18 protein-coding genes and 1 tRNA gene are annotated in these 23,027 nt (G+C 66.1%); 11 read left to right on the top strand and 8 right to left on the bottom strand.

Annotated features, from left to right (window positions below; translation table 11 throughout):
• Nucleotides 1-5 precede the first annotated feature (5 nt).
• The 4 genes from ACYP5B_RS37110 to ACYP5B_RS37095 all read left to right on the top strand — a co-directional run bounded on the left by ACYP5B_RS37110 (nt 6) and on the right by ACYP5B_RS37095 (nt 5,144).
• The gene (locus tag ACYP5B_RS37110) at nt 6-1,202 is read left to right on the top strand and encodes an SDR family oxidoreductase (protein ID WP_459572896.1); all 1,197 of its coding nucleotides are present in this window, start codon (nt 6-8) and stop codon (nt 1,200-1,202) included.
• A 263-nt stretch (nt 1,203-1,465) separates the two neighbouring features.
• Nucleotides 1,466-3,574 (top strand): elongation factor G, encoded by a 2,109-nt coding sequence (gene fusA / locus ACYP5B_RS37105; protein ID WP_400101129.1) that lies wholly within the window; start codon nt 1,466-1,468, stop codon nt 3,572-3,574.
• A gap of 80 nt (nt 3,575-3,654) precedes the next feature.
• Nucleotides 3,655-3,936 (top strand): hypothetical protein, encoded by a 282-nt coding sequence (locus ACYP5B_RS37100; protein ID WP_400101131.1) that lies wholly within the window; start codon nt 3,655-3,657, stop codon nt 3,934-3,936.
• Nucleotides 3,937-4,217: 281 nt separating this feature from the next.
• Complete coding sequence (locus tag ACYP5B_RS37095) at nt 4,218-5,144, top strand: tripartite tricarboxylate transporter substrate binding protein (protein WP_400101155.1); 927 nt, start codon at nt 4,218-4,220, stop codon at nt 5,142-5,144.
• Between the two features lie 155 nt (nt 5,145-5,299).
• On the opposite strand, the gene ACYP5B_RS37090 is transcribed toward ACYP5B_RS37095, so the two are convergent.
• From ACYP5B_RS37090 to fdxA, 3 genes are all read right to left on the bottom strand, one after another.
• A tRNA-Asn gene (locus ACYP5B_RS37090) sits at nt 5,300-5,375 on the bottom strand.
• 208 nt (nt 5,376-5,583) lie between these two features.
• A complete protein-coding gene (locus ACYP5B_RS37085) occupies nt 5,584-6,693 on the bottom strand; it encodes an NAD(P)/FAD-dependent oxidoreductase (RefSeq protein WP_318231415.1) in 1,110 nt (369 codons plus the stop codon).
• 98 nt (nt 6,694-6,791) lie between these two features.
• Nucleotides 6,792-7,115: a ferredoxin FdxA gene (fdxA, locus tag ACYP5B_RS37080; RefSeq protein ID WP_267603796.1), complete on the bottom strand. Its 324-nt coding sequence runs from the start codon at nt 7,113-7,115 to the stop codon at nt 6,792-6,794.
• Between the two features lie 362 nt (nt 7,116-7,477).
• Here fdxA and ACYP5B_RS37075 point away from each other — a divergent pair, with 362 nt between their 5' ends.
• The 6 genes from ACYP5B_RS37075 (at nt 7,478) to ACYP5B_RS37050 (ending at nt 14,188) form a co-directional block, all read left to right on the top strand.
• Nucleotides 7,478-8,011 carry a hypothetical protein gene (locus ACYP5B_RS37075; RefSeq protein WP_400101134.1) on the top strand — a complete coding sequence of 178 codons (534 nt, stop codon included), beginning with the start codon at nt 7,478-7,480 and terminating at the stop codon, nt 8,009-8,011.
• Between the two features lie 93 nt (nt 8,012-8,104).
• Nucleotides 8,105-9,283: a nicotinate phosphoribosyltransferase gene (gene pncB, locus ACYP5B_RS37070; protein WP_400101136.1), complete on the top strand. Its 1,179-nt coding sequence runs from the start codon at nt 8,105-8,107 to the stop codon at nt 9,281-9,283.
• An 89-nt stretch (nt 9,284-9,372) separates the two neighbouring features.
• Nucleotides 9,373-10,059: a LutC/YkgG family protein gene (locus tag ACYP5B_RS37065; RefSeq protein WP_400101138.1), complete on the top strand. Its 687-nt coding sequence runs from the start codon at nt 9,373-9,375 to the stop codon at nt 10,057-10,059.
• Between the two features lie 177 nt (nt 10,060-10,236).
• The gene (locus ACYP5B_RS37060) at nt 10,237-11,679 is read left to right on the top strand and encodes a sodium:proton antiporter (protein ID WP_400101139.1); all 1,443 of its coding nucleotides are present in this window, start codon (nt 10,237-10,239) and stop codon (nt 11,677-11,679) included.
• 8 nt (nt 11,680-11,687) lie between these two features.
• Nucleotides 11,688-12,686 carry a 2-hydroxyacid dehydrogenase gene (locus ACYP5B_RS37055; protein WP_318231410.1) on the top strand — a complete coding sequence of 333 codons (999 nt, stop codon included), beginning with the start codon at nt 11,688-11,690 and terminating at the stop codon, nt 12,684-12,686.
• A 32-nt stretch (nt 12,687-12,718) separates the two neighbouring features.
• Complete coding sequence (locus tag ACYP5B_RS37050) at nt 12,719-14,188, top strand: DNA recombination protein RmuC (protein ID WP_400101141.1); 1,470 nt, start codon at nt 12,719-12,721, stop codon at nt 14,186-14,188.
• A gap of 71 nt (nt 14,189-14,259) precedes the next feature.
• Here ACYP5B_RS37050 and ACYP5B_RS37045 read toward each other — a convergent pair whose 3' ends face one another.
• From ACYP5B_RS37045 to ACYP5B_RS37025, 5 genes are all read right to left on the bottom strand, one after another.
• Nucleotides 14,260-14,526 (bottom strand): hypothetical protein, encoded by a 267-nt coding sequence (locus ACYP5B_RS37045; RefSeq protein ID WP_006158586.1) that lies wholly within the window; start codon nt 14,524-14,526, stop codon nt 14,260-14,262.
• Between the two features lie 219 nt (nt 14,527-14,745).
• Complete coding sequence (moeA, locus tag ACYP5B_RS37040) at nt 14,746-16,023, bottom strand: molybdopterin molybdotransferase MoeA (protein ID WP_459572894.1); 1,278 nt, start codon at nt 16,021-16,023, stop codon at nt 14,746-14,748.
• 35 nt (nt 16,024-16,058) lie between these two features.
• Nucleotides 16,059-16,658 (bottom strand): molybdenum cofactor guanylyltransferase MobA, encoded by a 600-nt coding sequence (mobA, locus tag ACYP5B_RS37035; protein ID WP_400101145.1) that lies wholly within the window; start codon nt 16,656-16,658, stop codon nt 16,059-16,061.
• A 46-nt stretch (nt 16,659-16,704) separates the two neighbouring features.
• The gene (gene moaA / locus ACYP5B_RS37030; protein ID WP_400101147.1) at nt 16,705-17,829 is read right to left on the bottom strand and encodes a GTP 3',8-cyclase MoaA; all 1,125 of its coding nucleotides are present in this window, start codon (nt 17,827-17,829) and stop codon (nt 16,705-16,707) included.
• A gap of 223 nt (nt 17,830-18,052) precedes the next feature.
• The gene (locus ACYP5B_RS37025; RefSeq protein WP_459572893.1) at nt 18,053-21,244 is read right to left on the bottom strand and encodes an Rne/Rng family ribonuclease; all 3,192 of its coding nucleotides are present in this window, start codon (nt 21,242-21,244) and stop codon (nt 18,053-18,055) included.
• A gap of 767 nt (nt 21,245-22,011) precedes the next feature.
• On the opposite strand from ACYP5B_RS37025, the gene ACYP5B_RS37020 reads away from it, so the two are divergent.
• Nucleotides 22,012-23,013: an RluA family pseudouridine synthase gene (locus tag ACYP5B_RS37020; RefSeq protein ID WP_267603791.1), complete on the top strand. Its 1,002-nt coding sequence runs from the start codon at nt 22,012-22,014 to the stop codon at nt 23,011-23,013.
• Nucleotides 23,014-23,027 lie beyond the last annotated feature (14 nt).

Genomic DNA, 23,027 nt, shown 5'->3' with positions numbered 1-23,027 from the left:
ACGCCATGATGTGGGATTGGCACGCCAGCCTGCCCGCGCAGGATCTTGCCGCCCGTGCGCGTGCCTGCGACACACGCCTGCCCGGCGTCGGCTCCCTGCTGCTGACAGGCGCCACCGGCTTTATCGGCGGCAACGTGATGGTGGCCGCCGTCAACGCCGGTCTGGCCCGGCGCTTGCTCTGCCTGGTGCGCGGCGTGGATGCCGCGGACGCATTGGCTCGCTTGCGCGAAAACGCCATCCAGTGCGGCCTGTTGCGCAGCCGGGTGGACTGGCTCACCGAGGACAACGTGTTGCTTGGCGCGCTTGACAGCGATTTCGCGCCTGCCACACAGGCGCGGCTGGCGGGCGTCACCCATGTCATCAACTGCGCCGCGCTGGCCTCGTTCTCCGCCGATGCGCAGGTCACGCGCATCAACGTGCGCGATACCTTGCGTTTTGCCTCGCGCTTTGCCGGCAGCGCGGCCTTGCGGCGCTTCGTCCATGTCGGTACCGCCATGGCTTGCGGCACGCAGCGCGGGCCGAGGATTGCCGAGCGGGATGCCGGCCATGGCGGCACCAGCTATCTCAGCCACCTGGTGTCTTACACGCGCAGCAAGCAGGAAGTGGAGGTGCTGCTGCGCAACAGCTTGCCCGACCTGCCGCTGGTGGTGGCGCGCCCCTCCATCGTGGTGGGGCACACCGTGCTGGGCACGCAGCCCTCGGCCAGCATCTTCTGGCTTTTCCGGATCATCCACCAGTCGCGCCGCTATACCACGGGCCCGCATACCCGCATCGACGTGATCGCCGTGGACGACTGCGCGCGGGCCTTGCTGCAGTTGGCGGTAAAGCCCGAGCTGCGCTTCGATGCCTACCATCTTTCGGCCGGAGCGCGCGCGCCAACCATTGCGCAGGTGATCGCCGCCATGGACGAGGCAGCCTTGAGCGAGGACGCGCCCGCCTACCGTCTATGCCCGCCCAGCGAACTCCCCGCGCTGGCGAGCGACGTAGCACGCAAGGAGCGCATCAGCAACCGGCGCCTGATCGAGCGCGCGCTGCGGCTGTACGCGGGCTTTGCCGAGCTCGGCTATGTCTTTGACAACGGGCGCATCCGGGAGGAGATCGATTTCGAGCCCTTGTCGATCACGGACTACGTCAGCGAATGCATGCGCACCTCGCGCGGCGTCGGCATCCTCGAGCAGATGAGCTGGGATTTCAAGTCATGATGAGCATGCCTTCCATCATTGCAACCATTGGCCGAGGCATTGTGCGGGCCGCAGGCCTCGGTGCCGTGCTGGCCGCGCCTAGCCCCGGCGGGGAACGATCCGGGGTGAACGTGATGCGGGCGGTACTTTTTACCGGCTGATGAGCCAGCGAGACGTGGGCCGCCAATGGCTGTGGCGGCCCGGCAAGCCGCCCATGGCTTACCGTACGATGCGGCGCCTGTAGAAGTGTTACTCTTTTGAGTGATGCCTACCAGGAGATCACCGTGAGCCGCAAAACCCCCATCGAGCGCTATCGGAACATCGGTATCAGCGCGCACATCGACGCTGGCAAGACCACCACCACCGAACGCATCCTCTTCTACACCGGGGTCAACCACAAGATCGGCGAAGTCCATGACGGCGCGGCCACCATGGACTGGATGGAGCAGGAGCAGGAGCGCGGCATCACCATCACCTCGGCCGCCACCACGGCGTTCTGGAAGGGGATGGCCGGCAATTATCCTGAACATCGCATCAATATCATCGACACCCCCGGGCACGTGGATTTCACCATCGAGGTAGAGCGTTCGATGCGCGTGCTCGATGGCGCATGCATGGTCTACGATGCGGTGGGCGGCGTGCAGCCGCAGTCGGAAACGGTCTGGCGCCAGGCCAACAAGTACAAGGTGCCGCGCATCGCCTTTGTCAACAAGATGGACCGCGTCGGCGCGGACTTCTTCCGGGTGCGCTCGCAGATTGCCGACCGGCTCAAGGGCACGCCGGTGCCGATCCAGATACCGATCGGCGCCGAGGAAGGCTTCCAGGGCGTGATCGACCTGGTCAAGATGAAGGCCACCGTCTGGGACGACATCAGCCAGGGGCTGCACTTCGAATATCGCGAGGTGCCGCCCGAACTGCTGGAGCTGGCCAAGGAGTGGCGCGAGAAGATGGTCGAGGCCGCGGCGGAGGCCAGCGATGAGCTGCTGCACAAATACCTCGGCGGCGAGCCGCTGACGGAGGACGAGATCAGGGCGGCGCTGCGCAAGCGCACCGTCGCCAACGAGATCGTGCCGATGCTGTGCGGCAGCGCGTTCAAGAACAAGGGCGTGCAGACGCTGCTCGATGCGGTGATCGACTACCTGCCGTCGCCGGCGGACGTGCCCGCGATTCTCGGCCATACCGAGGACGACAAGGAGGCCGAGCGCCATCCCAATGACGACGAGCCGTTCTCCGCGCTGGCCTTCAAGATCATGACCGATCCCTTCGTCGGGCAGCTGATCTTCTTCCGCGTCTACTCGGGCGTGGTGAACTCCGGCGACACGGTCTACAACCCGGTCAAGGAGAAGAAGGAGCGGCTGGGACGGATCCTGCAGATGCATGCCAACGTGCGCAGTGAAATCAAGGAAGTGCGCGCTGGCGACATTGCCGCGGCGGTGGGGCTGAAGGAGGCGACCACTGGCGACACGCTGTGCGATCCCGATCACGTGATCATCCTCGAGCGCATGAGCTTCCCGGACCCGGTGATCTCCCAGGCGGTCGAGCCCAAGACCAAGGCCGACCAGGAGAAGATGGGCCTGGCGCTGAATCGCCTGGCGCAAGAGGATCCCTCGTTCCGCGTGCATACCGACGAGGAGTCCGGCCAGACCATTATCTCCGGCATGGGCGAGCTCCACCTGGAAATCCTGGTGGATCGCATGCGCCGCGAGTTTGGCGTGGAGGCCTCGGTCGGCAAGCCGCAGGTGGCCTACCGCGAGACCATCAAGCAGGGGGTGAAGGACATCGAAGGCAAGTTCGTCAAGCAGTCAGGCGGGCGCGGCCAGTACGGCCACGTGGTGCTCGATCTGGAGCCGCAGGCGCCGGGCAAGGGCTATGAGTTTGTCGATGCCATCAAGGGCGGCGTGGTGCCGCGCGAGTTCATTCCCGCCGTGGACAAGGGTATCCGGGAAACGCTGGCGTCGGGCGTGCTGGCAGGCTACCCGGTGGTGGATGTCAGGGCCACGCTGGTATTCGGCTCCTATCACGATGTCGACTCGAACGAGAATGCATTCCGCATGGCCGGCTCGATGGCGTTCAAGGAGGGCATGCGCCGCGCCAAGCCGATCCTGCTCGAGCCGATGATGGCAGTGGAGGTCGAAACGCCCGAGGAATTCACCGGCAACGTGATGGGCGACCTGTCGTCGCGCCGGGGCATCGTGCACGGCATGGAGGACATCGCGGGCGGCGGCGGCAAGTCGGTGCGTGCCGAGGTGCCGCTGGCCACCATGTTCGGCTACTCGACCTCGCTGCGGTCCCTGACCCAGGGCCGCGCCACCTACACCATGGAGTTCAAGCACTACACGGAAGCCCCGGCGAGCGTGGCCGAGGCGGTCATCAACAGCCGGCACACGCGCTAGCGTGCATTGAATGGCCGGGCAGGGCAGGGCAAAGGCGCCGCGTGGCATGCGGCGCCGCTTCGACTTGATGGGAGAGTGCAATGGCCAAGCATCTGTTTTCCCAATTCCCCGAGGACGAGCAACGCGCGGTCGTGGCCGTCTGCTCACGGCTGGGCTTTGTGCCGGACGACTTCGAGATCACCGACGAAGGCTTCCAGCCCGATAACGGCGACCCGGCGCCGCGCCAGGTCAGCGTGCGGCGCCCCGCGACGGATGCGCAGAGTGCCTATGACGCGAGCGAAGGGCCCGGCTGGATCGAGGAATTCGAGAGCGATCTCGAGTGCGGCCTGTTCGGGCAACCTTCAGGGCACGCGCCAGCCTAGGGGCCAGGCATAGGCGCGCATAGGCGCGCTTAGGCGGCGCTCGACGGCATCATCCTGTACGCTTGCGCAATCACATCGGCGCGGCATCCTGCCGTGCCACAAAAATAACTCGGAGACGATCCATGCAGCGGGGTTTGCCGGCTAGCGTGCCATCACTTGTGCCTGCTTTCTTGTCATCTTTTTCGCTTGCCTTCCCGGCGGGTTTTGCCTCATCGGCCCCGGTCGCGCATGCCGGCCGGCGCCGGCAACTTGCCGCATGGCTCGCCACCGCGCTCCTTGGCCTGCCGGCGTTGGTCGCGGCACAGGCCGTGGATGGCTATCCGTCCAAGCCGATTCGCGTCGTGGTGCCCTATTCAGCAGGCGGCGGCGCGGACAATGCGGCGCGCGTCATCACCGCCCAGATGGGCGTGCTGCTCAAGCAGCAGATGGTGATCGACAACAAGCCGGGCGCCAGCGGCACCATCGGCGCCGCGGCGGTTGCCCAGGCGCCGGCCGATGGCTATGTGGTGCTGTACGACGCGTCCACCTTCGTCGTCAATCCGGCGCTGCGCAAGCTGCCGTTCGATGTGGCCAAGGATTTCCTGCCGGTCTCGCTGGCGGTCACGGCGCCCAATATCCTGGTGGTGCCGCCCAACGCCCCCTACAAGACGGTTGGCGAGTTCCTCGACTACGCACGTCAGCATCCCGGCAAGACGACCTACGCGTCGTACGGGCCCGGCAGCCCTGCGCACATGGTCGGCGAGCTGCTCAAGAGCCAGGCCAAGGTCGACCTGCTGCATGTGCCGTACAAAGGCGGCGCGCCGGCCCTGACCGATGTGATGGGTGGGCAGGTCGATGCCTATTTCGCCAACGCGGCGTCTGGCTTGCCCTATGTGAAGGCCGGCAAGCTGCAGGCGCTGGCGGTGACTTCCGCCAAACGCATGCCGGCATTGCCCGACGTGCCGACGCTGGTGGAAAGCGGGCTGGCGGGCTTCGACGTACTGGAATGGAATGGCTTGTTCGTGCCCAAGGGAACGCCGCCGCAAGTGGTGGCGCGGCTGGCGGCGGCCGTGCGGGCCGCGGTCAACGATCCCAAGGTCAATGCCCGGCTGCTGGATCTTGGCGTGGTGCCGGTCGGCAGCAGTCCACAGGACTTCGGGCAATTCCTGCAGACCGAGCTGACGCGCTGGGCGCGGCTGGTCAAGCAGAACAGCATTGCGATCGAGTAGGCAATAGTGCAGGGCGGGATGTGGCTGCGGGGCTAGGAACCGCAGCGGTTCTGCAGTTGGGCTGCGGCAGTCCCGATCCCGATCCCGAAGCACCGAAGAAGTCCGATGCACAAATGGAAAAGGCCCGCAATTTCTTGCGGGCCTTTCACATTCTTTGGCTCCCCGAGCTGGGCTCGAACCAGCGACCTGCGGATTAACAGTCCGTCGCTCTACCAACTGAGCTATCAGGGAACAGCTGAGAAAAGGATTTTAACCAGTTTCTCGTTTATCCGTCAATACCTGCGCTGCAATTTCTTGCTGGCGGTGCTACGGAACTTCTGGTTCCGCCCCGATGTTCCGAGGCAGGGCCGCATTATAGAAGGTCTTTCGGATTTTTGCCATAAAAAATCGCCCCGAAGGGCGATTTTTTTCTCCATGCACTTTGCCAGGCGCGCCGGGCTCAGTCGAACACCGGCGAATCGACGCCGAGGATCTTGTGCAGCTTCGGCGAGGTGGTCGTGTACTGCATGTGGATTTTCTTCTCGGGGAAGATGTAGGGCGCGGCGCCGAAGGCGGCCAGCGCGGCTTCATGGAAGCCCGAGAGGATCAGCTTCTTCTTGCCGGGGTAGGTGTTGATGTCACCCACCGCGAAGATGCCCGGGATGTTGGTCTCGAACTTCTCCGTGTCCACCTTGACCTGCTTGCGCTCAAGGTCCAGGCCCCATTCGGCGATCGGGCCCAGCTTGGGCGACAGGCCGAAGAACACCAGCAGGTCGTCGAGCGGCAGGCGGCGGGTCACGCCGTCGGCGCCCGTCACCTTGATCTCGGTAAGGAGGCCCTCTTTTTCCTCGTAGCCGCTGATCTGGCCCACCAGGAACTGCATCTCCATCTGCTCGCACAGGTCCTTCATCTTGGCGACCGATGCCGGCGCGGCGCGGAAGCCGTCGCGGCGATGGATCATCACCACGGATTCGGCCTTGCCGACCAGGTCCAGCGTCCAGTCGAGCGCGGAGTCGCCGCCGCCGACCACGACCAGGTTGCGGCCGTGGAAGCGGCTCGGATCCTTCACGCGGTAGAACAGCTGCTTGCCGTCGAACTTGTCGATGCCGTCCACCTTGACCGTGCGCGGCTGGAACGAGCCCACGCCGGCGGCGATGAAGATGGTCTTGGTGATGAAGCGGGTGCCGAGCGAGGTCTCGACGAAGAAGCGGCCGTCTTCGCGGCGCTCCACCACAGCCACTTCCTGGCCCAGATGGAAGGTCGGCTCGAACGGCTCGATCTGCTTGAGCAGGTTGTCCGTCAGTTCCTGGCCGGTGCAGATGGGCACGGCCGGGATGTCGTAGATGGGCTTGTCCGGATAGAGCTCCACGCACTGGCCGCCGACCACCTTGAGGGAGTCGATCACGTGCGCCTTGATTTCGAGCAGGCCCAGTTCGAAGACCTGGAAGAGTCCGACCGGACCGGCACCGACGATCAGCGCATCGATTTCCAGCGGGTGGCCGCCGCCAGCGTTGCCGGCGGCAACGTGGTTGGTGGCGTCGGCGACGGGGTTAGGGATGCTCAAGTCCATATTCGTCCTGATACGTTGTGGGCACAGGCGTGCCCGGCATTGCGGGAAAGCGCGTGGGTGGGGACGGCTTTCTGACCTGTCTTTTGGTGTTGCAGGTATCAGCGTTGCAGGTATTGCAGCTTGTCGGCCGTGTCCTTCCACTCCTCGGCTTCGGCCAGCGGGGCCTTGGTCTTGGTGATGGAAGGCCAGTTGCGTGCCAGCTCGGCGTTCAGGTCGATGAACTGTTGCTGGTCGCCCGGCACGTCTTCCTCGGCGTAGATCGCGTTGACCGGGCATTCCGCCACGCACACCGCGCAATCGATACACTCATCCGGGTCGATGGCGAGGAAGTTGGGGCCTTCGCGGAAACAATCGACCGGACACACGTCAACGCAGTCGGTATAGCGGCAACGGATGCAGGATTCGGTGACAACGTGAGTCATTTCGGTTCCAGAAAAACAGGATCGGCTTCGATGGGAATGGATTTGGCCTGTTGTGCCTTGCTCATCACGCCGGTGCGGGCCTACCCTGGAGTCACTGGGTTCACCATACGCGGCGCGAGCGAAGGCCGTGGCCTATCAAAGACCGATATTGTAGCTGAGCCATTAAGCAAGGGTAGTCGCTCTATATAGCCAGATCAGATAGTTTTCTTATTTCTTTATGTGCATTTGATCCAAGGCAGCCGGCGTCGTGTCCGCCGATGTGCTTTTCTGGCCGGTGCGGCGTTGGCGTTGTATGCTGCCTGAGCTTGCCTGAGCTTGCTTGCGCGGTATTGCCGCGTGCCTAACCCAGTGAGGAGTGCGTCATGCCCAGACCCGCCCGGGAGTCGTCGCGCAGCCGCGGTTTCAGCCGGGCGGCGAGCGCCTTGCTATGCCTGGCGGCGCTGGCCATGCCGGCCGCGCATGCGCAGACGCTGGCCAAGGCCGGGCCCCCGGACAGCGTGGTGGCCCGCTTGATGGCGTGGCGCACGATGAGCGACAGGCCGGTATCCCTGAGCGCGCTGGCGCGCTTCGATTGGGACGATTTCGGCGTGATAGTCGAGGCGGCGGGGGAGGGCATGGCCAATTGCGGCCAGGCCGGGTTCCTGCCGTGCGACGCCGGCCTGCAGCCCGAGCGTGGCGCGCCGGTCCAGGTGCTGGTGTTCCGCCGCGGCACGCAGCGGGTCTACCAGGAGCGCATCACGGCCCATTCGGCAACCTTCGCCGAACCGCTGCCTGCCGATGTGCCCCGGGCGCAGGCCACGCTGATTGGCTGCCCCGGCTATCGCGGGCAGGTCCTTTGGTGCCTGCGCGGCAGCGCGCGGGGCCGCCAGCCCGATCCTTTCCTCGATGGCGCATGAGGCCGGCCGGCATGGCCGATGCGGCTTCATGGGCTGAGCGCCGCGCTTTCGGTTAGCATGGCGCTCTGACTCGGCACTGCCGTCTGGCCCGACATGATCATTACCTCTTTGCTCGACACCGACCTGTACAAGTTCACCATGATGCAGGTGGTGCTGCATCACTTCCCGGCGGCACAGGTCGAGTACCGCTTCAAATGCCGTAACGCGGGGGTCGACCTGACGCCCTACGTGGACGAGATACGCGACGAAGTGGCGCAGCTGTGCCAGGTCCGCTTTACGCCGGACGAGCTGCAATACCTGCGCGAGCTGCGCTTTATCAAGAGCGATTTCGTCGACTTCCTCGGCCTGTTCCACCTCAACGAGAAATACGTGACGATCAAGCCCGCGGCCTGCGGCAGCGGCGAGATCGAGATCACCATCCGCGGGCCGTGGCTGCATACCATCCTGTTCGAGGTGCCGTTGCTGGCCATCGTCAACGAGGTCTATTTCCGCCGCACCCAGCCGCAGCCGGACTGGAGCGAGGGACGCAAGCGCCTGGAAGACAAGCTGGCCTTGCTGAAGATGCCTGCCCACGCCGACTGCGTGATCGCCGACTACGGCTCGCGCCGCCGTTTCTCGCGCGACTGGCAGGAGGAGGTGTTGCAGACCATGCGGCGCGTGCTCGGTCCGCAATTGGCCGGCAGCAGCAACGTGCATTTCGCGCGCTTGCACAACCTGGTCCCGCTCGGCACCATGGCGCATGAATACCTGCAGGCCTGCCAGGCCTTGGGGCCGCGGCTGCGCGACTCGCAGGTGTTCGCGCTGGAAGTGTGGGCCAAGGAGTACCGCGGCGACCTCGGCATTGCCTTGTCCGACACCTATGGCTTCGATGCCTTCCTGCGCGATTTCGACCTGTACTTCTGCAAGCTGTTCGATGGCGTGCGGCACGATTCCGGCGACCCCATCGCCTGGGGCGAACGCATGCTGGCGCACTACGCCGCTGGCCGTGTCGACCCGCTGGGCAAGACGCTGATCTTCAGCGACAGCCTCGACATCCCGCGCGTGATCGAGCTGTACGAACGCTTCGGCGGGCGCTGCCGGCTTGCCTTCGGCGTGGGCACCAACCTGACCAACGATCTCGGCTACACGCCGCTGCAGATCGTCATCAAGATGACCCGCTGCAATGGCCAGCCGGTGGCCAAGCTGTCGGACACGCCCGAGAAGACCATGTGCGACGATCCCGCTTACCTGGCGTACCTGCGGCAGGTATTTGGCATCAAGGCGCCGGCCTAGCGCTTGATGCAAGCGCGCTGCCGCAGCCGCTGCCCCCAAATCCACTAAGCCACCAAGCCACCAAGCATCCAACCTCCGGAAATCGACTCATGGATACCACCTCCGCCCGCGATCGCATCTTTGCCCGCATCCGCGCCGCCCAGGGCCGCGCGCCCGGGGTGAGCAACGGCGAGCGCGCCGCGGTGGCCGATTACCTCGCGCGCCATCCTGCCGGCCCCCGGCCGCTGGCGCCGGCGGACCGGATCCAGGCCTTCCACGAGCAGGCGCAGAAGATGGCCTCCACGGTGGAACGGGTGGCCACGATGGCCGATGTGCCGGCCGCGGCCGCGCGCTACCTGGACAGCCTCGGCCTTGGGCGCCGCGCCGTGGCATGGGACACCCTGGCCGCGCTGGACTGGCAAGGGCAGGGCTTGACGGTGGAGTGCCGGCCACCCATCCGCGATGCGCAGGCCGATCACGACCATGGCGACATGGTCGGCATCACCGGCTGTTTTTGCGCGATCGCCGAGACCGGCTCGCTGATGCTGCTGTCCGGCCCGCAGACGTTCGCGTCAGCCGCGCTGTTGCCCGAGACACATATCGCGGTGGTGCCGGTCTCGCGCATCGTCGATGGCCTGGAAGACGCCTTCGCGCTGGTGCGCAGCGAGCGCGGGGAGTTGCCCCGTGCCACCAATACCATCAGCGGGCCCTCGCGCACCGGCGACATCGAGCAGACCATCGTGCTCGGCGCGCACGGCCCATACCGCGTGCACGTGATCCTGGTCGAGCAAGACTGAGCGCGGCTGGCCGGCGCGTCCGGAATCGGTGGAGTCGCGCGGCGATTGCTTTACACTTGAGGGCCTCGCCACGCGCCCGCGGCCCGCTCGCCGGGCCGCTCGGGTTCGTGCGCCTTCTCCGCTCGCGGCCAACATCAGGCCCGGGTGCCGCAATCCGATACAAGGAGACCCCGCCCGATGCGACGTGCCCCCGCACTGCCATCCCTGCTGGCCCCGTTGTTGTTCACCCTGTTGCTCTCGCTGGCGCCGAGCCTGGCACACGCCGCCGATCTCGATGGCGCCACGCTGTCGCCGCTGTGGGCCTTGCCCTTCGCCGGCACCTTGCTGTCGATCGCGCTGTTCCCGCTGATCGCGCCGCGCTTCTGGCATCACCACTACGGCAAGATCATCGCAGGCTGGGCAGTGCTGTTCCTGGTGCCGTTCGCGCAGGCCTTCGGCGTGCATGCCGCCGCCGCCAATGCCGTGCACGCGTTGCTGTCGGAGTACATCCCCTTCATCGCGCTGATCGCCGCGCTCTATATCGTGGCCGGTGGCATCTGCGTGCGTGGCAACCTGCACGGCACGCCGCGCTTGAATACCGGCCTGCTTGCGCTCGGCACGGTGCTGGCCAGCCTGATGGGCACCACCGGCGCCGCCATGCTGCTGATCCGGCCGCTGTTGCGCGCCAACGACAACCGCAGGCATGTGGCGCACGTGGTGGTGTTCTTTATTTTCCTGGCGGCCAATGCGGGCGGCGCGCTGACGCCGCTGGGCGATCCGCCGCTGTTCCTGGGTTTCCTGAAAGGCGTGGATTTTTTCTGGACCCTGCGCAACATCCTGCCCGAGACGCTGTTCATCTGCATCTCGCTGCTGGTGATCTTCTATTTCGTCGATCGCCACTACTACCTGAACAAGGAAGAAGAGCTGCCGCAAGCGGCCGATCCCACGCCCGACTCCGCGGGCATCCGCATCGAGGGCAAGCGTAATTTCGTGCTGCTGCTGGCGGTGGTTGGCCTGGTGCTGATGAGCGGGCTCTGGAAGCCCGGCATCGAGTTCAACCTGATGGGCACCCTGGTCGGCCTGCCCGCGGCGGTGCGCGATGTGCTGCTGGTGGCAGTGGCGCTGCTGTCCCTGCTGATCACGCCGATCACCGCGCGCACGGGCAACGAATTCAACTGGGAACCGATCCTGGAAGTCGGCAAGCTGTTCGCCGGGATCTTCCTCACCATCATTCCCGTGATCGCCATGCTCAAGGCCGGCACCGACGGCGCCTTCGCCGGCGTGATCCGCATGGTCAGCGATGCCGGCGGCCAGCCCATCGACAGCATGTATTTCTGGGCCACGGGCATTCTCTCGTCCTTCCTGGATAATGCGCCGACCTACCTGGTGTTCTTCAACACCGCGGGCGGCGACCCCGCCACGCTGATGACGCGCGACGCCTCGACGCTCGCGGCCATCTCGGCCGGTGCCGTGTTCATGGGCGCCAATACCTATATCGGCAACGCGCCCAACCTGATGGTCAAGGCGATTGCCGAGAGCCGCGGCGTGCGCATGCCCAGCTTCTTCGGCTACATGCTGTGGTCGATCTGCGTGCTGGTGCCGATGTTCCTGGTGATGACCTTTCTCTTCTTCCACGTGTGAGTGTGAGCATGACCAAGCCTTCCATCCTTGTGACCCGCGCCGTCTTTCCCGAGGTGATCGACCGGCTCGCGCAATACTTCGACGTCGACGACAACCAGCAGGACGTGGCGCTGGATGGCGCCGCGCTCAAGGCGCGCCTCGCCGGCAAGTCCGGTGTGCTGGCCAATGCCGCGGACCGCATCGATGCCGGGCTGGTGGCCGGGCTGCCGGCCTTGCGCGCGGTCTGCAACATGGCGGTGGGGTACAACAACCTCGATGTGCCGGCGCTGACCGCCGCCGGGATCGTGGCCACCAATACGCCCGATGTGCTGACCGAGACCACGGCCGATTTCGGCTGGGCCTTGCTGATGGCGACCGCGCGCCGCGTGACCGAGTCCGAGCACTGGCTGCGCGCCGGCAAGTGGGAGCGGTGGAGCTACGACATGTTCCTCGGCATGGACCTGTACCGCAGCACGCTCGGCATCCTTGGCATGGGCCGCATCGGCCAGGCGCTTGCACGCCGCGCGGCGGGGTTTGGCATGTCGGTGCTCTATCACAACCGCAGCCGCTTGGCCGATGAAACCGAGCGCGCGCTCAACGCGCGCTATGTCAGCAAGGCCGAGCTGCTGGCGCAGTCCGACCACCTGCTGCTGGTACTGCCCTATAGCGCGCAGAGCCATCACAGCATCGGCGCGGCCGAGCTGGCGCAGATGAAGCCGTCGGCCACGCTGGTCAACCTGGCGCGTGGCGGCGTGGTCGACGATGCCGCGCTGGCCGATGCGCTGCGAGAGCGGCGCATCTTCGCTGCCGGGCTCGACGTGTTCGAGGGCGAGCCGCAGGTCCATCCCGGCCTGCTGGCGGTGCCCAATGTGGTGCTGACCCCGCATATCGCCAGCGCCTCGGAGAAGACCCGCCGTGCCATGGCGGATCTCGCCGCCGACAACCTGATCGCCGCGCTCGACACGGGACCGCAGGCAGGGCATCCGCCTTCGGTGATCAATCCCGAAGTGATGGCGCGCCGCCGCTGATTCTCTTGCTGCCAACCCCTGCTAACCCATTCATGAATTTGATTCCCCTGTTGACCCTGGCCCTTGCGCTGGCAGCCGTGCTGCTGCTGGTGGTGTTGTTGCTGCGACCGCGTGTCGCACAGGACGGCGCCGGCCCGGAGCTGCTGCGCCAGCTCGCCGAACTGCGCGCCGAAGGTGCGCGCGGCAATGAGCGTCTGGAGCGCGAACTGCGCACCGAGGTGACCGAGAGCGCGCGCGTCGGCCGTGGCGAAGCCGGCCAGCAGATGATGCGTTTCCAGCAGGCGCTGTCCTCGCAGCTCACCAGCATCGCCACGCTGCAGAACAACCAGATCGACATGTTCGCGCAGCAGCTTGCCAAGCTGACCGAGTCCAACGCCCAGCAGCTCGAGCAGGTCCGGCAGAACCTGCTGCAACAGGGCCAGCAGGCACGCGACGAGCAAGGCAGCGCGCTGCGCCGTTTCGGCGACGGGCTGCAGCAGCAACTGGCGCAGATGTCCGAGGGCAACGAGCGGCGCCTGGGCGAGGTGCGCGCCACGCTGGAGCAGCGGCTCAAGGAGATCGAGGTCAACAACGCGGCCAAGCTCGAGGAGATGCGCCGCACCGTCGACGAGAAGCTGCACGCCACGCTGGAGCAGCGGCTGGGCGAGTCCTTCAAGCTGGTCTCGGACCGGCTCGAGCAGGTGCACCGGGGCCTTGGCGAAATGCAGGCGCTGGCGCAGGGCGTGGGCGACCTCAAGCGGGTGCTGACCAATGTCAAGTCGCGCGGGACATGGGGCGAAGTGCAGCTGGAGATGCTGCTCGAGCAGGTGCTTACCGCCGAGCAGTACGCCAAGAACGTGGAGACGGTGCGCAATACCGGTGCGCGCGTGGAGTTTGCGATTCGCCTGCCGGGCAAGGACGCTGACGGCGGGCAGGTATGGCTGCCTATCGACGCCAAGTTTCCGAAGGAGCAGTACGAGCGCCTGCTCGACGCGCAGGAGCGCGGCGATGTCGATGGCGTTGTGCTGGCCGGGCGCGAACTGGAAGCCGCGATCAAGCGCGAGGCCCAGACGATCTCCGAGAAATACGTGTCGCCGCCGGCTACCACGGACTTCGCCATCCTCTTCCTGCCCACCGAGGGGCTGTATGCCGAAGTCTTGCGGCGCCCCGGGCTGGCCGACCTGCTGCAACGCAATTTCCGCGTCACGGTAGCCGGGCCGACCACGCTGGCCGCATTGCTCAACAGTCTGCAGATGGGGTTTCGCACCCTGGCGCTGGAGCGGCGTTCGAGCGAAGTGTGGGAGGTGCTGGGTGCGGTCAAGACCGAGTTCGGCAAGTTCGGCGATGTGCTGGCCAAGACCCGCGACACGCTGGAGCGCGCTGCCCGCAACATCGAGCAGGCCGAGGTGCGTACGCGCCAGATGGAGCGCAAGCTGCGCACCGTGGAGGCGCTGCCGGGCGAGAACGCGCAGGAACTGCTGGGCTTGGCCGCCGTGGCGGATGACGAGGCCGCAGGCGGTTGAGACGCAAAAAGCCGAGCAAAAAAAAACGCATCGATTCGATGCGCTTTTTTACTTTCTGGCGGCTGGCTGTTTCAGGACAGGTCGCGGATCGTCACTTCGATGCCGCCGAAACGCGCTGCCACCCAGTTGTAGGCCTTGCAGGCCAGCCAGAGCAGGCCAAAGCCGATCAGCGCATTGAGAATCAGTGCCGTGAAGACGGTGATGCCGGGCAGGTCACCATAACGGATAAAGGCCACGAACAGGCCCAGCGAGACGATGGGTACCGAAAAGCACAGGTACACGAGCACGAGCGCGCGGGCGGTTTTGACCGGGTGGAGGTACGCAATCTCCTGATTCATGACAGCTTGGGCAGTAAGCAAAGTAATGTTGCGCAAGTGTATCCAATGGGGGAGGCGGCGCATAGTCCGGCACTCGCGGGGTATGGAAAACCGCCGATCTGCTTGCTAAACCCGGGCAAATCTGCTGCGCAAAAACGACACAAAGGTGAAGCCGGCGCACCGTGGCGGCCCTGGTGGGAGCCAACAAGGGCGCCATGAAGGGGGCAGTGAGGGCACCCCCTACATCAGCCCGTCGAAGAGCATGACCTCGACCTCATCGCCCGCCGCGACCATGCCCTGTTCATGCCCGAGCACGATGAAGCAATTGGCCTCGCTCATCGAGCGCAGCACGCCCGAGCCCTGCTGCCCGGTGATGCTCACCTGCCAGCCGCCCTCCGGGGCCGGCGCCAGGATGCCGCGCTGGTACTCGGTGCGGCCAGGCTTCTTGCGGATCGCCTGGGCGCTGCGCACGCGCATCAGTGGCAGGGGCGCCACCTTCGCGCCCATCTGGCGGTGCAGGGCGGCCCGCACGAAATGATAGAACGTCACCATCACCGCCACCGGGTTGCCCGGCAGGCCGAAGAGCAGCGCCTGGTGGCCGTGGGAGGCAATGCGTCCGAAGGCCATGGGCCGGCCGGGGCGCATGGCGATCTTCCAGAAGGTCACATCGCCAAGCTGGGCCATGATCTGCTTGGTGTAGTCGGCTTCGCCCACCGATACGCCGCCCGAGGTGATGACCGCGTCGGCGTTTTCGCACGCGCTGCGGAACGCCGCTTCCAGCGCGGCGGGATCGTCGCGCACCACGCCCATGTCGATCAGGTCGACGTTCAGCCGCCGCAGCATGGCGTGCAGCGTGTAGCGGTTTGAGTCGTAGACACAGCCGGCGTCGAGCGTCTCGCCGATCGAGCGCAGTTCGTCGCCGGTGGAGAAGAACGCCACGCGCAGGCGGCGCCGCACCTTGACTTCGGCCACGCCCAGCGATGCCAGCAGCCCAAGGTCGGCTGGCTGCAGGATGCGCCCGGCGGCCAGCGCCGGCTGGCCGATGGCGAGGTCTTCGCCCCGCAGGCGGCGGTTGTCGCCGGCCCGTACCGCCCTGGCCTCAAAGCGAACCTGTTCGCCTTGGATGTCGACGAATTCCTGGGGAATCACGGTGTCGCAGCCGGCTGGCATGATGGCGCCGGTCATGATGCGCGCCGCCTGCCCGCGTGCCACCGCTTGCTCGCAGGCAGCGCCGGCGAAGGCGCTGCCGACCACCGTCAAGGTCACGTTGCCGCCGGCGGCCAGCTCGCTGCTGGCGAACGCATAGCCGTCCATGGCGGAGTTGTCGTGCGCCGGCACGTCCAGCGTGGAGATGACGTCTTCGGCCAGCACGCGATCGAGCGCCGTGCGCAGGGCGACCAGCTCGGTGCCGCGCACCGGTTCGACCACCTCGCCGATGATCTGGTTGGCCTGCGCCACCGGCAACGCACCGGGATCGTAGTCGGACAGGCAGGAAATGACGGATTGTAGTGATGGCATGGACCGTTCCCGGGGCAGCGGCCTGGCTTAAGTTGTCAGCGCGCTTCGAGCGTGCGCAACTCATCCAGGGTATTGATATTGGCGAAGGCGCCGGCGTCTTCGAACAGCACCTCGGCCAGGCGGTGCGAGGCGGCCCAGGTTTCGATCTTGCGGCCGCCGCCGTTGAGGAAAGCCACCAGGCCGTCGAGCGCCGTGGCCGGCATCAGGCAAAACACCGGCTGGACCTGCCGGCGGCCATCCGCGTCGATGGTGACGGGGATGGCCATCTCGGCGCCTTGCTCATCGATCGCGCTCGCCAGGCGCGTGGCCAGGTCGGATGGCAGGAAAGGCGAGTCGCAGGGGGCGCTCAGCATCCAGCCCGTCTGGCATTGCTCCAGCCCGGCCAGCATGCCGGCGAGGGGTCCGGCGAAGTCCGGCACCGAATCGGTGACCACCGGCACGCCGAAAGACTCATACGCGGCCAGGTTGCGGTTGGCGTTGATCAACATGCCGCCGGTCTGCGCAGACAGGCGCATCAGCGTATGCATCGCCATGGGCGCGCCCCGGAACGGTTGCAGACCCTTGTCGGTGCCGCCCATGCGGCTACCCCTGCCGCCGGCGAGGATCAGGCCGGTAATGTCTTCGCGAGAAATCATTGGGGGATGGGAGGGTAGGGAGCTGGGTTGGGCGGGGCGGCTGCCATCAGCCGCCGATATACGACATTTCGATCTTGCTCTCGGCGCGTGCCTGCCGCACCGCGGGGTCGCTGCGCTGTTCCGAGTAGTGATCGGTGCGCCCTTGCCAGACCCCGGCAATGGCATTCGAGATTTCCAGGTCGCTGTGCTCGCCGCGCAGCAGCGCTCGCAGGTCGTAGCCTTCGGTGGCGAACAGGCACAGGTAGAGCCGGCCTTCAGTCGACAGGCGGATGCGGCTGCAGTCCCCGCAGAAGGCGTGGGTCACGCTGGAGATCACGCCGATCTCACCGGCGCCGTCGCGGTAGCGCCAGCGCTCGGCGGTCTCGCCGCTATAGTTGGCGGAGATGGCTTCCAGCGGGAATGCCTCGTGGATGCGGCGTACCACTTCGGCCGAGGGCAGTACCTCGTCCATCTGCCAGTGGTTGCTGGCGCCCACGTCCATGAACTCGATAAAGCGCATGATGATGCCGCTGTTACGGAAATGCGTGGCCATCGGCACGATTTCCCCGTCGTTGGTGCCGCGTTTGACCACCATGTTGACCTTGATCGGCGCCAGCCCGACGGCCTGCGCGGTCTCGATGCCGTCCAGCACATCGCGCACCGCGAAGTCGACATCGTTCATGCGGCGGAAGGTGGCGTCGTCGATGGCGTCCAGGCTCACGCTCACCCGCGTCAGGCCGGCATCGCGCAGCGCGCGCGCCTTGCGGGCCAGCAGCGAGGCGTTGGTGGTGAGGGTGAGGTCCAGCGGCTTGCCCGACACCGTCTCGATGCGCGCCAGCATTTCCACCAGCTTCTCGATGTTCTTGCGCAGCAGCGGCTCGCCGCCGGTCAGGCGGATCTTCTCCACCCCGTGCGCAACAAACAGGCGGGCGGCGCGCTCGATTTCCTCGAAGCTCAGCAACTCGGAGTGCGGCAGGAAGGTGTAGTCCTTGTCGAACACTTCCTTGGGCATGCAGTAGACGCAGCGGAAATTGCAGCGATCCGTGACCGAGATGCGCAAATCATGCAGCGGCCGGCCGCGCGTATCGGCAACCAGCCCGGACGGTGCGGCGAGCACAGCCGGAATGCTTGGCGTCATCGAGCGGTAGCGATGGTCGCGCAGGTCGAAAATGGGGATGACGGATTCGGTCATGGCCTGGGGGCGTGGCAGTGCAGGTGACGGGGGCTCTAGGCGCCAGCGCGGATGCGTGGGGGCGAGCAACGCCCGTTCCGGGCACCATCTTTCGGGTGCCCTCTATTTGTTATTCTAGCCGAGCCGGGCATGGTACCGCCGGCATCACCCGGGACATAGCCCGCGGGCATGAAAAAGGGACGGCATCGCCGTCCCTTTCCTTGCTACCCCGAGAGGGTGCCGCTTACTTCTGTGGCGTCGTCTGCGCGGTATCGCCACCGGTCTCGACCAGGATCATCGGACCTTCAGGCAGCGGCGGCAGGGGCTTGCGCTCCCGCACCACGCGCGGCGCCGGCGGGATGCTGGCAGCCGCTTCCTGCGCGGCGCGCAGCTTGCTGGTGTCGGTGTTGACCCACTCCAGGCCAGCCGAAGCCAGCATGGGTTGCAGGCTTTCGACTGCCACCGCGGCTACCGGGGCTACCGTTGCCACCGGGGCTGCGGCCGGCACGGGTGCCGGTGCGGCCGCGGGTGCTGCTGCCGGCACTTCAATGGCAGGCGCCACGACAGCAGGGGCTTCCACGATAGCTTCCGCCACAACCGGAGCCGGTGCCGGCTGGTAGGCGGCCGGGCTTGCTGCGACCGTTTCAACCACCGGTTCAGCCACCGGCTCGGCAACCGTTTCAACGATCGGTGCAGCGACCGGCGCCGAGATGGGCGCGGCTTGCACGAACACCGGCTCTGCCGGCAGTGCCAAGGGCTGTTGCGCCACGGCAGCTGCTTCGGCGGGCTGGTAGGCCGGAGCGCTCGGCGCGGCTTCGGCAACCGTCATGGCAGCGGCTTCGACCGCGGGCGCTTGGGCGACAACAGCCGGGGCGGCGGCCTGGGTGCTTTCGCGCACTTCCGCCGTGTACTCGCCTTCAGCGCTTTCCGCGCCTTCGGTTGCCTGGACGCTGTCATCGCGTTCGCGGCGATAGCGGTTGCGGCCACGGCGATTGCGGCGGCGGCGTTCTTCACCTTCACCGTTCTCGGTGCCTTCCGTGCCTTCCGTGCCTTCCGGCAGGTCGGTGCGTGCGTTGTCGGCGTCGTCGTGCGGGGCAAACGCTGCGGCTACGGCCGGTGCTGCTACGACAGCGGCTGCGGTCGCGGCTACGGCTTCGGCAGCCAGGCCTTCGGCGGCTTCGCCTTCGCGCGGCGCGTCTGCTCGTTCACGCTGGCGGTCGCGCTGGCGCTCGCGGCGTTCCTGGTTGCGGTCGCGGCGGCCTTCGCCACGGCCTTCCGTACGCTCGGACGGTGCACCCTCGGGCTGGCGGGCCGGCTGGACTTCCAGTGCGGCCTGGCGCGGGGCGCGGCTACTGCGCTCGCCGCGTTCACCGCGTGGCTCACCACGCTCGCCACGTTCACCGCGCGCTTCGACGCGCTCGCCACGCTCCGTGCGCTGTTCGCCACGGTCCGTGCGCTCGGTGCGCTCACCACGTTCCTGGAGGGCGCGCTCGCCACGCTGGCCGCGGCCCTGGCGCTCGCCACGCTCGCCGCCGCGTTCACTGCGCTCGCCACCACGTTCGCCGCGCTGGGCACGGCCTTCGCCGCGTTCGCCACGCTGGCCGCGCTCGCGACGGCTCTCACCGCTGCGCTGTTCCGCGTCAACCGGCTTGGCCGGTTCGACGGCGGGTGCTGCGGGCTTGGCGCCGAACAGGTTCTTCAGCCAGCCGATAAAGCCACCGCCGACCACGGGCTGGGTAGCCGGCACCGGACGTGCGGCTGCTGCGGCTGCCTCCGGGCGCGGGGCGCGTTCGGCGCGCGGCACGGAGACGGGCGCCGGCTGTTCCGGGGTGATGCCCTTGACGGCAGCTTCCTGGCGCGGCTTGGCGTCTTCCTTCTTGCGGCTGCTGTAGCTGGTGTCGGCTTCCAGTTCCTTGGCGGCAGCCTCGACCATCTTGTAGCTGGCCATGCTGTCTTCCAGGCGCGGGTCGTCGTGACGCAGGCGCTCCAGCTTGTAGTGCGGGGTCTCCAGGTGCTTGTTGGGGATCAGCAGTACGTTGACCTTGAAGCGCATCTCGATCAGGTTGATGTCCTGGCGCTTCTCGTTGAGCAGGAACGCAGCCACTTCCACCGGTACCTGGCAGTGGATGGCGGCGGTGTTTTCCTTCATCCCTTCTTCCTGGATGATGCGCAGGACCTGCAGGGCGGAGGATTCGGTATCGCGGATATGGCCGGTGCCGTTGCAACGCGGGCAAGTGATGTGCGAGCCTTCCGACAGCGACGGGCGCAGGCGCTGGCGCGACAGCTCCATCAGGCCGAAGCGGCTGATCTTGCCCATCTGCACGCGGGCGCGGTCATGGCGCAGGGCATCCTTCAGGCGCGTTTCCACGTCCTTCTGGGCCTTGCTGGCTTCCATGTCGATGAAGTCGATCACGATCAGGCCGCCCAGGTCGCGCAGGCGCAACTGGCGGGCGATTTCGTCGGCGGCTTCGAGGTTGGTGCGCAGCGCGGTTTCCTCGATGTCGGCGCCCTTGGTGGCGCGGGCCGAGTTCACGTCCACCGACACCAGGGCTTCGGTATGGTCGATCACGATGGCGCCGCCCGAGGGCAGCATCACCATGCGCGAATAAGCCGACTCGATCTGGTGCTCGATCTGGAAGCGCGAGAAGAGGGGGACGTCGTCCCGGTACTTCTTCACGCGGTTCATGTTGTCGGGCATGACCACGCTCATGAAGGCGCGGGCCTGCTCGTAGATTTCGTCGGTGTCGATCAGGATCTCGCCGATATCCGGCTGGAAGTAGTCGCGGATCGCGCGAATCACCAGGCTGGACTCGAGATAGATCAGCAGCGGGGCCTTGTTGTCGCCGGCGGCGCCGTCGATGGCCTTCCACAGTTGCAGCAGGTAGTTCAAGTCCCACTGGAGCTCTTCGGCGGAGCGGCCGATGCCCGCGGTGCGGGCGATGATGCTCATGCCCTCGGGCACGGCCAGCTGGCCCATGGTCTCGCGCAGTTCCTGGCGGTCCTCGCCCTCGATGCGGCGCGATACGCCACCGCCGCGCGGGTTGTTGGGCATCAGCACCAGGTAACGGCCGGCCAGCGAGATAAAGGTGGTCAGCGCAGCGCCCTTGTTGCCGCGCTCTTCCTTTTCTACCTGGACGATCAGTTCCTGGCCTTCGTGCAGTGCGTCCTGGATGCGCGCGTTGCGCACGTCCACGCCTTCCTTGAAAAAGGCGCGTGCTACTTCCTTGAAGGGCAGGAAGCCGTGGCGTTCTTCGCCGTAGTTGACGAAGCAGGCTTCCAGCGAGGGCTCGATCCGGGTGATGACACCCTTGTAGATATTGCCCTTGCGCTGTTCGCGCCCGGCGGCTTCGATGTCGATGTCGATCAGTTTCTGACCATCGACGATGGCGACGCGCAGTTCTTCTTGCTGCGTCGCGTTGAAAAGCATGCGTTTCATCGCATTACCTCACTCAATGCCGCGGATTGCACCGGCATGCGGTGCCCGCGGCGTTCCGTGGAGCACGCGAGGGAGCGAGTGAGGGCGCGAGAATTGCCGAAAGCGCCGTCGCGCAAATGAGCGCGGCCGGCTGGGCACGGGTGAAAGAGAGGTAACGACGTCGAAAGCGCCGTCCGCATGGTCGGAGAGAACGCCGGTGTGCTGCTCTGCGCAGCGACCCAGCGGGTTTCCGGCTGGCATGGCGGCGGTGCGGGCGCGAAGGGGCGCCATCACACCGCGGCCGGCCGCGGAAGGGCTAGACGCGTCAAAGAGCAAGTTTGTCGTCACGGCAATGCTGCTTCGCTACCTGACATCTCCTGGCGGGCGCACCTACTGCTTCTTGGAGTTCTGCGACCGGGCGCCGGTATAACCAGTCAGGTGGCGTTGGAAGCATGCCGGCGGCACCGTTTCCCGGTGCGGGCGGGACTTCTCTCACCAGAGCGGATGCCGGGTGGGCATCCACTATCAAATTCTGTTCTACCTGAACACTCTATTCCCACGTGACCGCCATCAGCGCCGAAGTTGCCTTTGGGCGACTTCCTGCGCGGGCGATACCGTGCGTGCTGCGTTTTTTGCTGCCATTCACCAGCCCGGGGCTCGCGTGGTACGCAAAGAAGCGGGAGGCTGGCAGGGCTGGCGGCAACCCGAAGTGTAAAATACGACGAATCGCCTACACCTGACTTGCGCTACCGGTCTTTGGCCGGGACAGCGAGGAAATTATATTGAAAATGAATGAGTTACGCCATCAAATTGAAAAAGAGGCGCGGCCCGCCGCGGCCGGCCCCCAAGTGGCGTACGTAACGATTGGCGACGAAGCCGATGGCCAGCGCATCGACAACTTCCTCCTGAGGCTCTCGAAAGGGGTGCCCAAGAGCCATGTCTACCGCATCCTGAGGTCGGGTGAAGTGCGCGTAAACAAGGGGCGGGTCGATGCCACCTATCGGCTGCAGCTGGGCGATGTGGTGCGGATTCCGCCCATGCGTGTGGCGGCTCCGGCACCGGATGCCGGCAAGTTCGTACCGCCGGCCAGCTTCCCGGTGGTCTTTGAGGATGAATACCTGCTGGTGATCAACAAGCCTGCCGGGGTCGCCGTGCATGGTGGCTCCGGGGTGGCGTTCGGCGTGATCGAGCAGTTGCGGCGCGCGCGTCCACAGGCCAAATTCCTGGAACTCGTCCATCGGCTCGACCGCGAAACCTCCGGCCTGCTGGTGCTGGCCAAGAAGCGCACGGCGCTGGTGAACCTGCACGAGCAGATGCGCGGCAGTGCACTCGACAAGCGTTACTTCGCCTGCGTGGCTGGTCATTTCGAGAACGCCCGGCAGCACGTGAAGTTCCCGCTATATAAGTACACCACCCCGGAAGGCGAGCGCCGCGTGCGGGTGCAGGAAGACGGGATTGCCGCGCATACCGTGTTCAACCGGCTGGAGGTGATGCCGGGCTACACCTTGCTCGAGGCCGAGCTGAAGACCGGGCGGACCCACCAGATCCGGGTCCACCTGGCGCATGCGGGCTTCCCGATTCTCGGCGACGAGAAATACGGCGATTACGCCCTCAACAAAGCGCTGGCCCGCAGCGGCGCCAATCCCGGGCTCAAGCGCATGTTCCTGCACGCGCACAGCCTGACATTTACGCATCCGATAAGTGGTGAAATCACCACTGTCGTTGCACCCATGCCGCCGGAGTGCGAAGCGTTCCTGCAGCAAGCCCGTAACCAGCGCGCCGCTGACTAAGGCGCTAACGAGGA

Source organism: Cupriavidus sp. 8B (assembly GCF_054589115.1).
The sequence above is the reverse complement of the archived record's forward strand: the minus strand, read 5'-3'. Positions and strand labels throughout refer to the sequence as shown.

Bases quoted from the DNA above. Each gene is read 5' to 3' on its own strand.
- pncB (WP_400101136.1), top strand. From the start codon at position 8,105: ATGATCATTACCTCTTTGCTCGACACCGACCTGTACAAGTTCACCATG.
- mobA (WP_400101145.1), bottom strand. From the start codon at position 16,658: ATGATTTCTCGCGAAGACATTACCGGCCTGATCCTCGCCGGCGGCAGG.
- moeA (WP_459572894.1), bottom strand. From the start codon at position 16,023: ATGCCATCACTACAATCCGTCATTTCCTGCCTGTCCGACTACGATCCC.
- ACYP5B_RS37100 (WP_400101131.1), top strand. From the start codon at position 3,655: ATGGCCAAGCATCTGTTTTCCCAATTCCCCGAGGACGAGCAACGCGCG.
- moaA (WP_400101147.1), bottom strand. From the start codon at position 17,829: ATGACCGAATCCGTCATCCCCATTTTCGACCTGCGCGACCATCGCTAC.
- ACYP5B_RS37085 (WP_318231415.1), bottom strand. From the start codon at position 6,693: ATGGACTTGAGCATCCCTAACCCCGTCGCCGACGCCACCAACCACGTT.
- ACYP5B_RS37045 (WP_006158586.1), bottom strand. From the start codon at position 14,526: ATGAATCAGGAGATTGCGTACCTCCACCCGGTCAAAACCGCCCGCGCG.
- ACYP5B_RS37075 (WP_400101134.1), top strand. From the start codon at position 7,478: ATGCCCAGACCCGCCCGGGAGTCGTCGCGCAGCCGCGGTTTCAGCCGG.
- ACYP5B_RS37110 (WP_459572896.1), top strand. From the start codon at position 6: ATGATGTGGGATTGGCACGCCAGCCTGCCCGCGCAGGATCTTGCCGCC.
- ACYP5B_RS37065 (WP_400101138.1), top strand. From the start codon at position 9,373: ATGGATACCACCTCCGCCCGCGATCGCATCTTTGCCCGCATCCGCGCC.
- ACYP5B_RS37025 (WP_459572893.1), bottom strand. From the start codon at position 21,244: ATGAAACGCATGCTTTTCAACGCGACGCAGCAAGAAGAACTGCGCGTC.
- ACYP5B_RS37050 (WP_400101141.1), top strand. From the start codon at position 12,719: ATGAATTTGATTCCCCTGTTGACCCTGGCCCTTGCGCTGGCAGCCGTG.
- fdxA (WP_267603796.1), bottom strand. From the start codon at position 7,115: ATGACTCACGTTGTCACCGAATCCTGCATCCGTTGCCGCTATACCGAC.
- ACYP5B_RS37020 (WP_267603791.1), top strand. From the start codon at position 22,012: ATGAATGAGTTACGCCATCAAATTGAAAAAGAGGCGCGGCCCGCCGCG.
- ACYP5B_RS37060 (WP_400101139.1), top strand. From the start codon at position 10,237: ATGCGACGTGCCCCCGCACTGCCATCCCTGCTGGCCCCGTTGTTGTTC.
- ACYP5B_RS37055 (WP_318231410.1), top strand. From the start codon at position 11,688: ATGACCAAGCCTTCCATCCTTGTGACCCGCGCCGTCTTTCCCGAGGTG.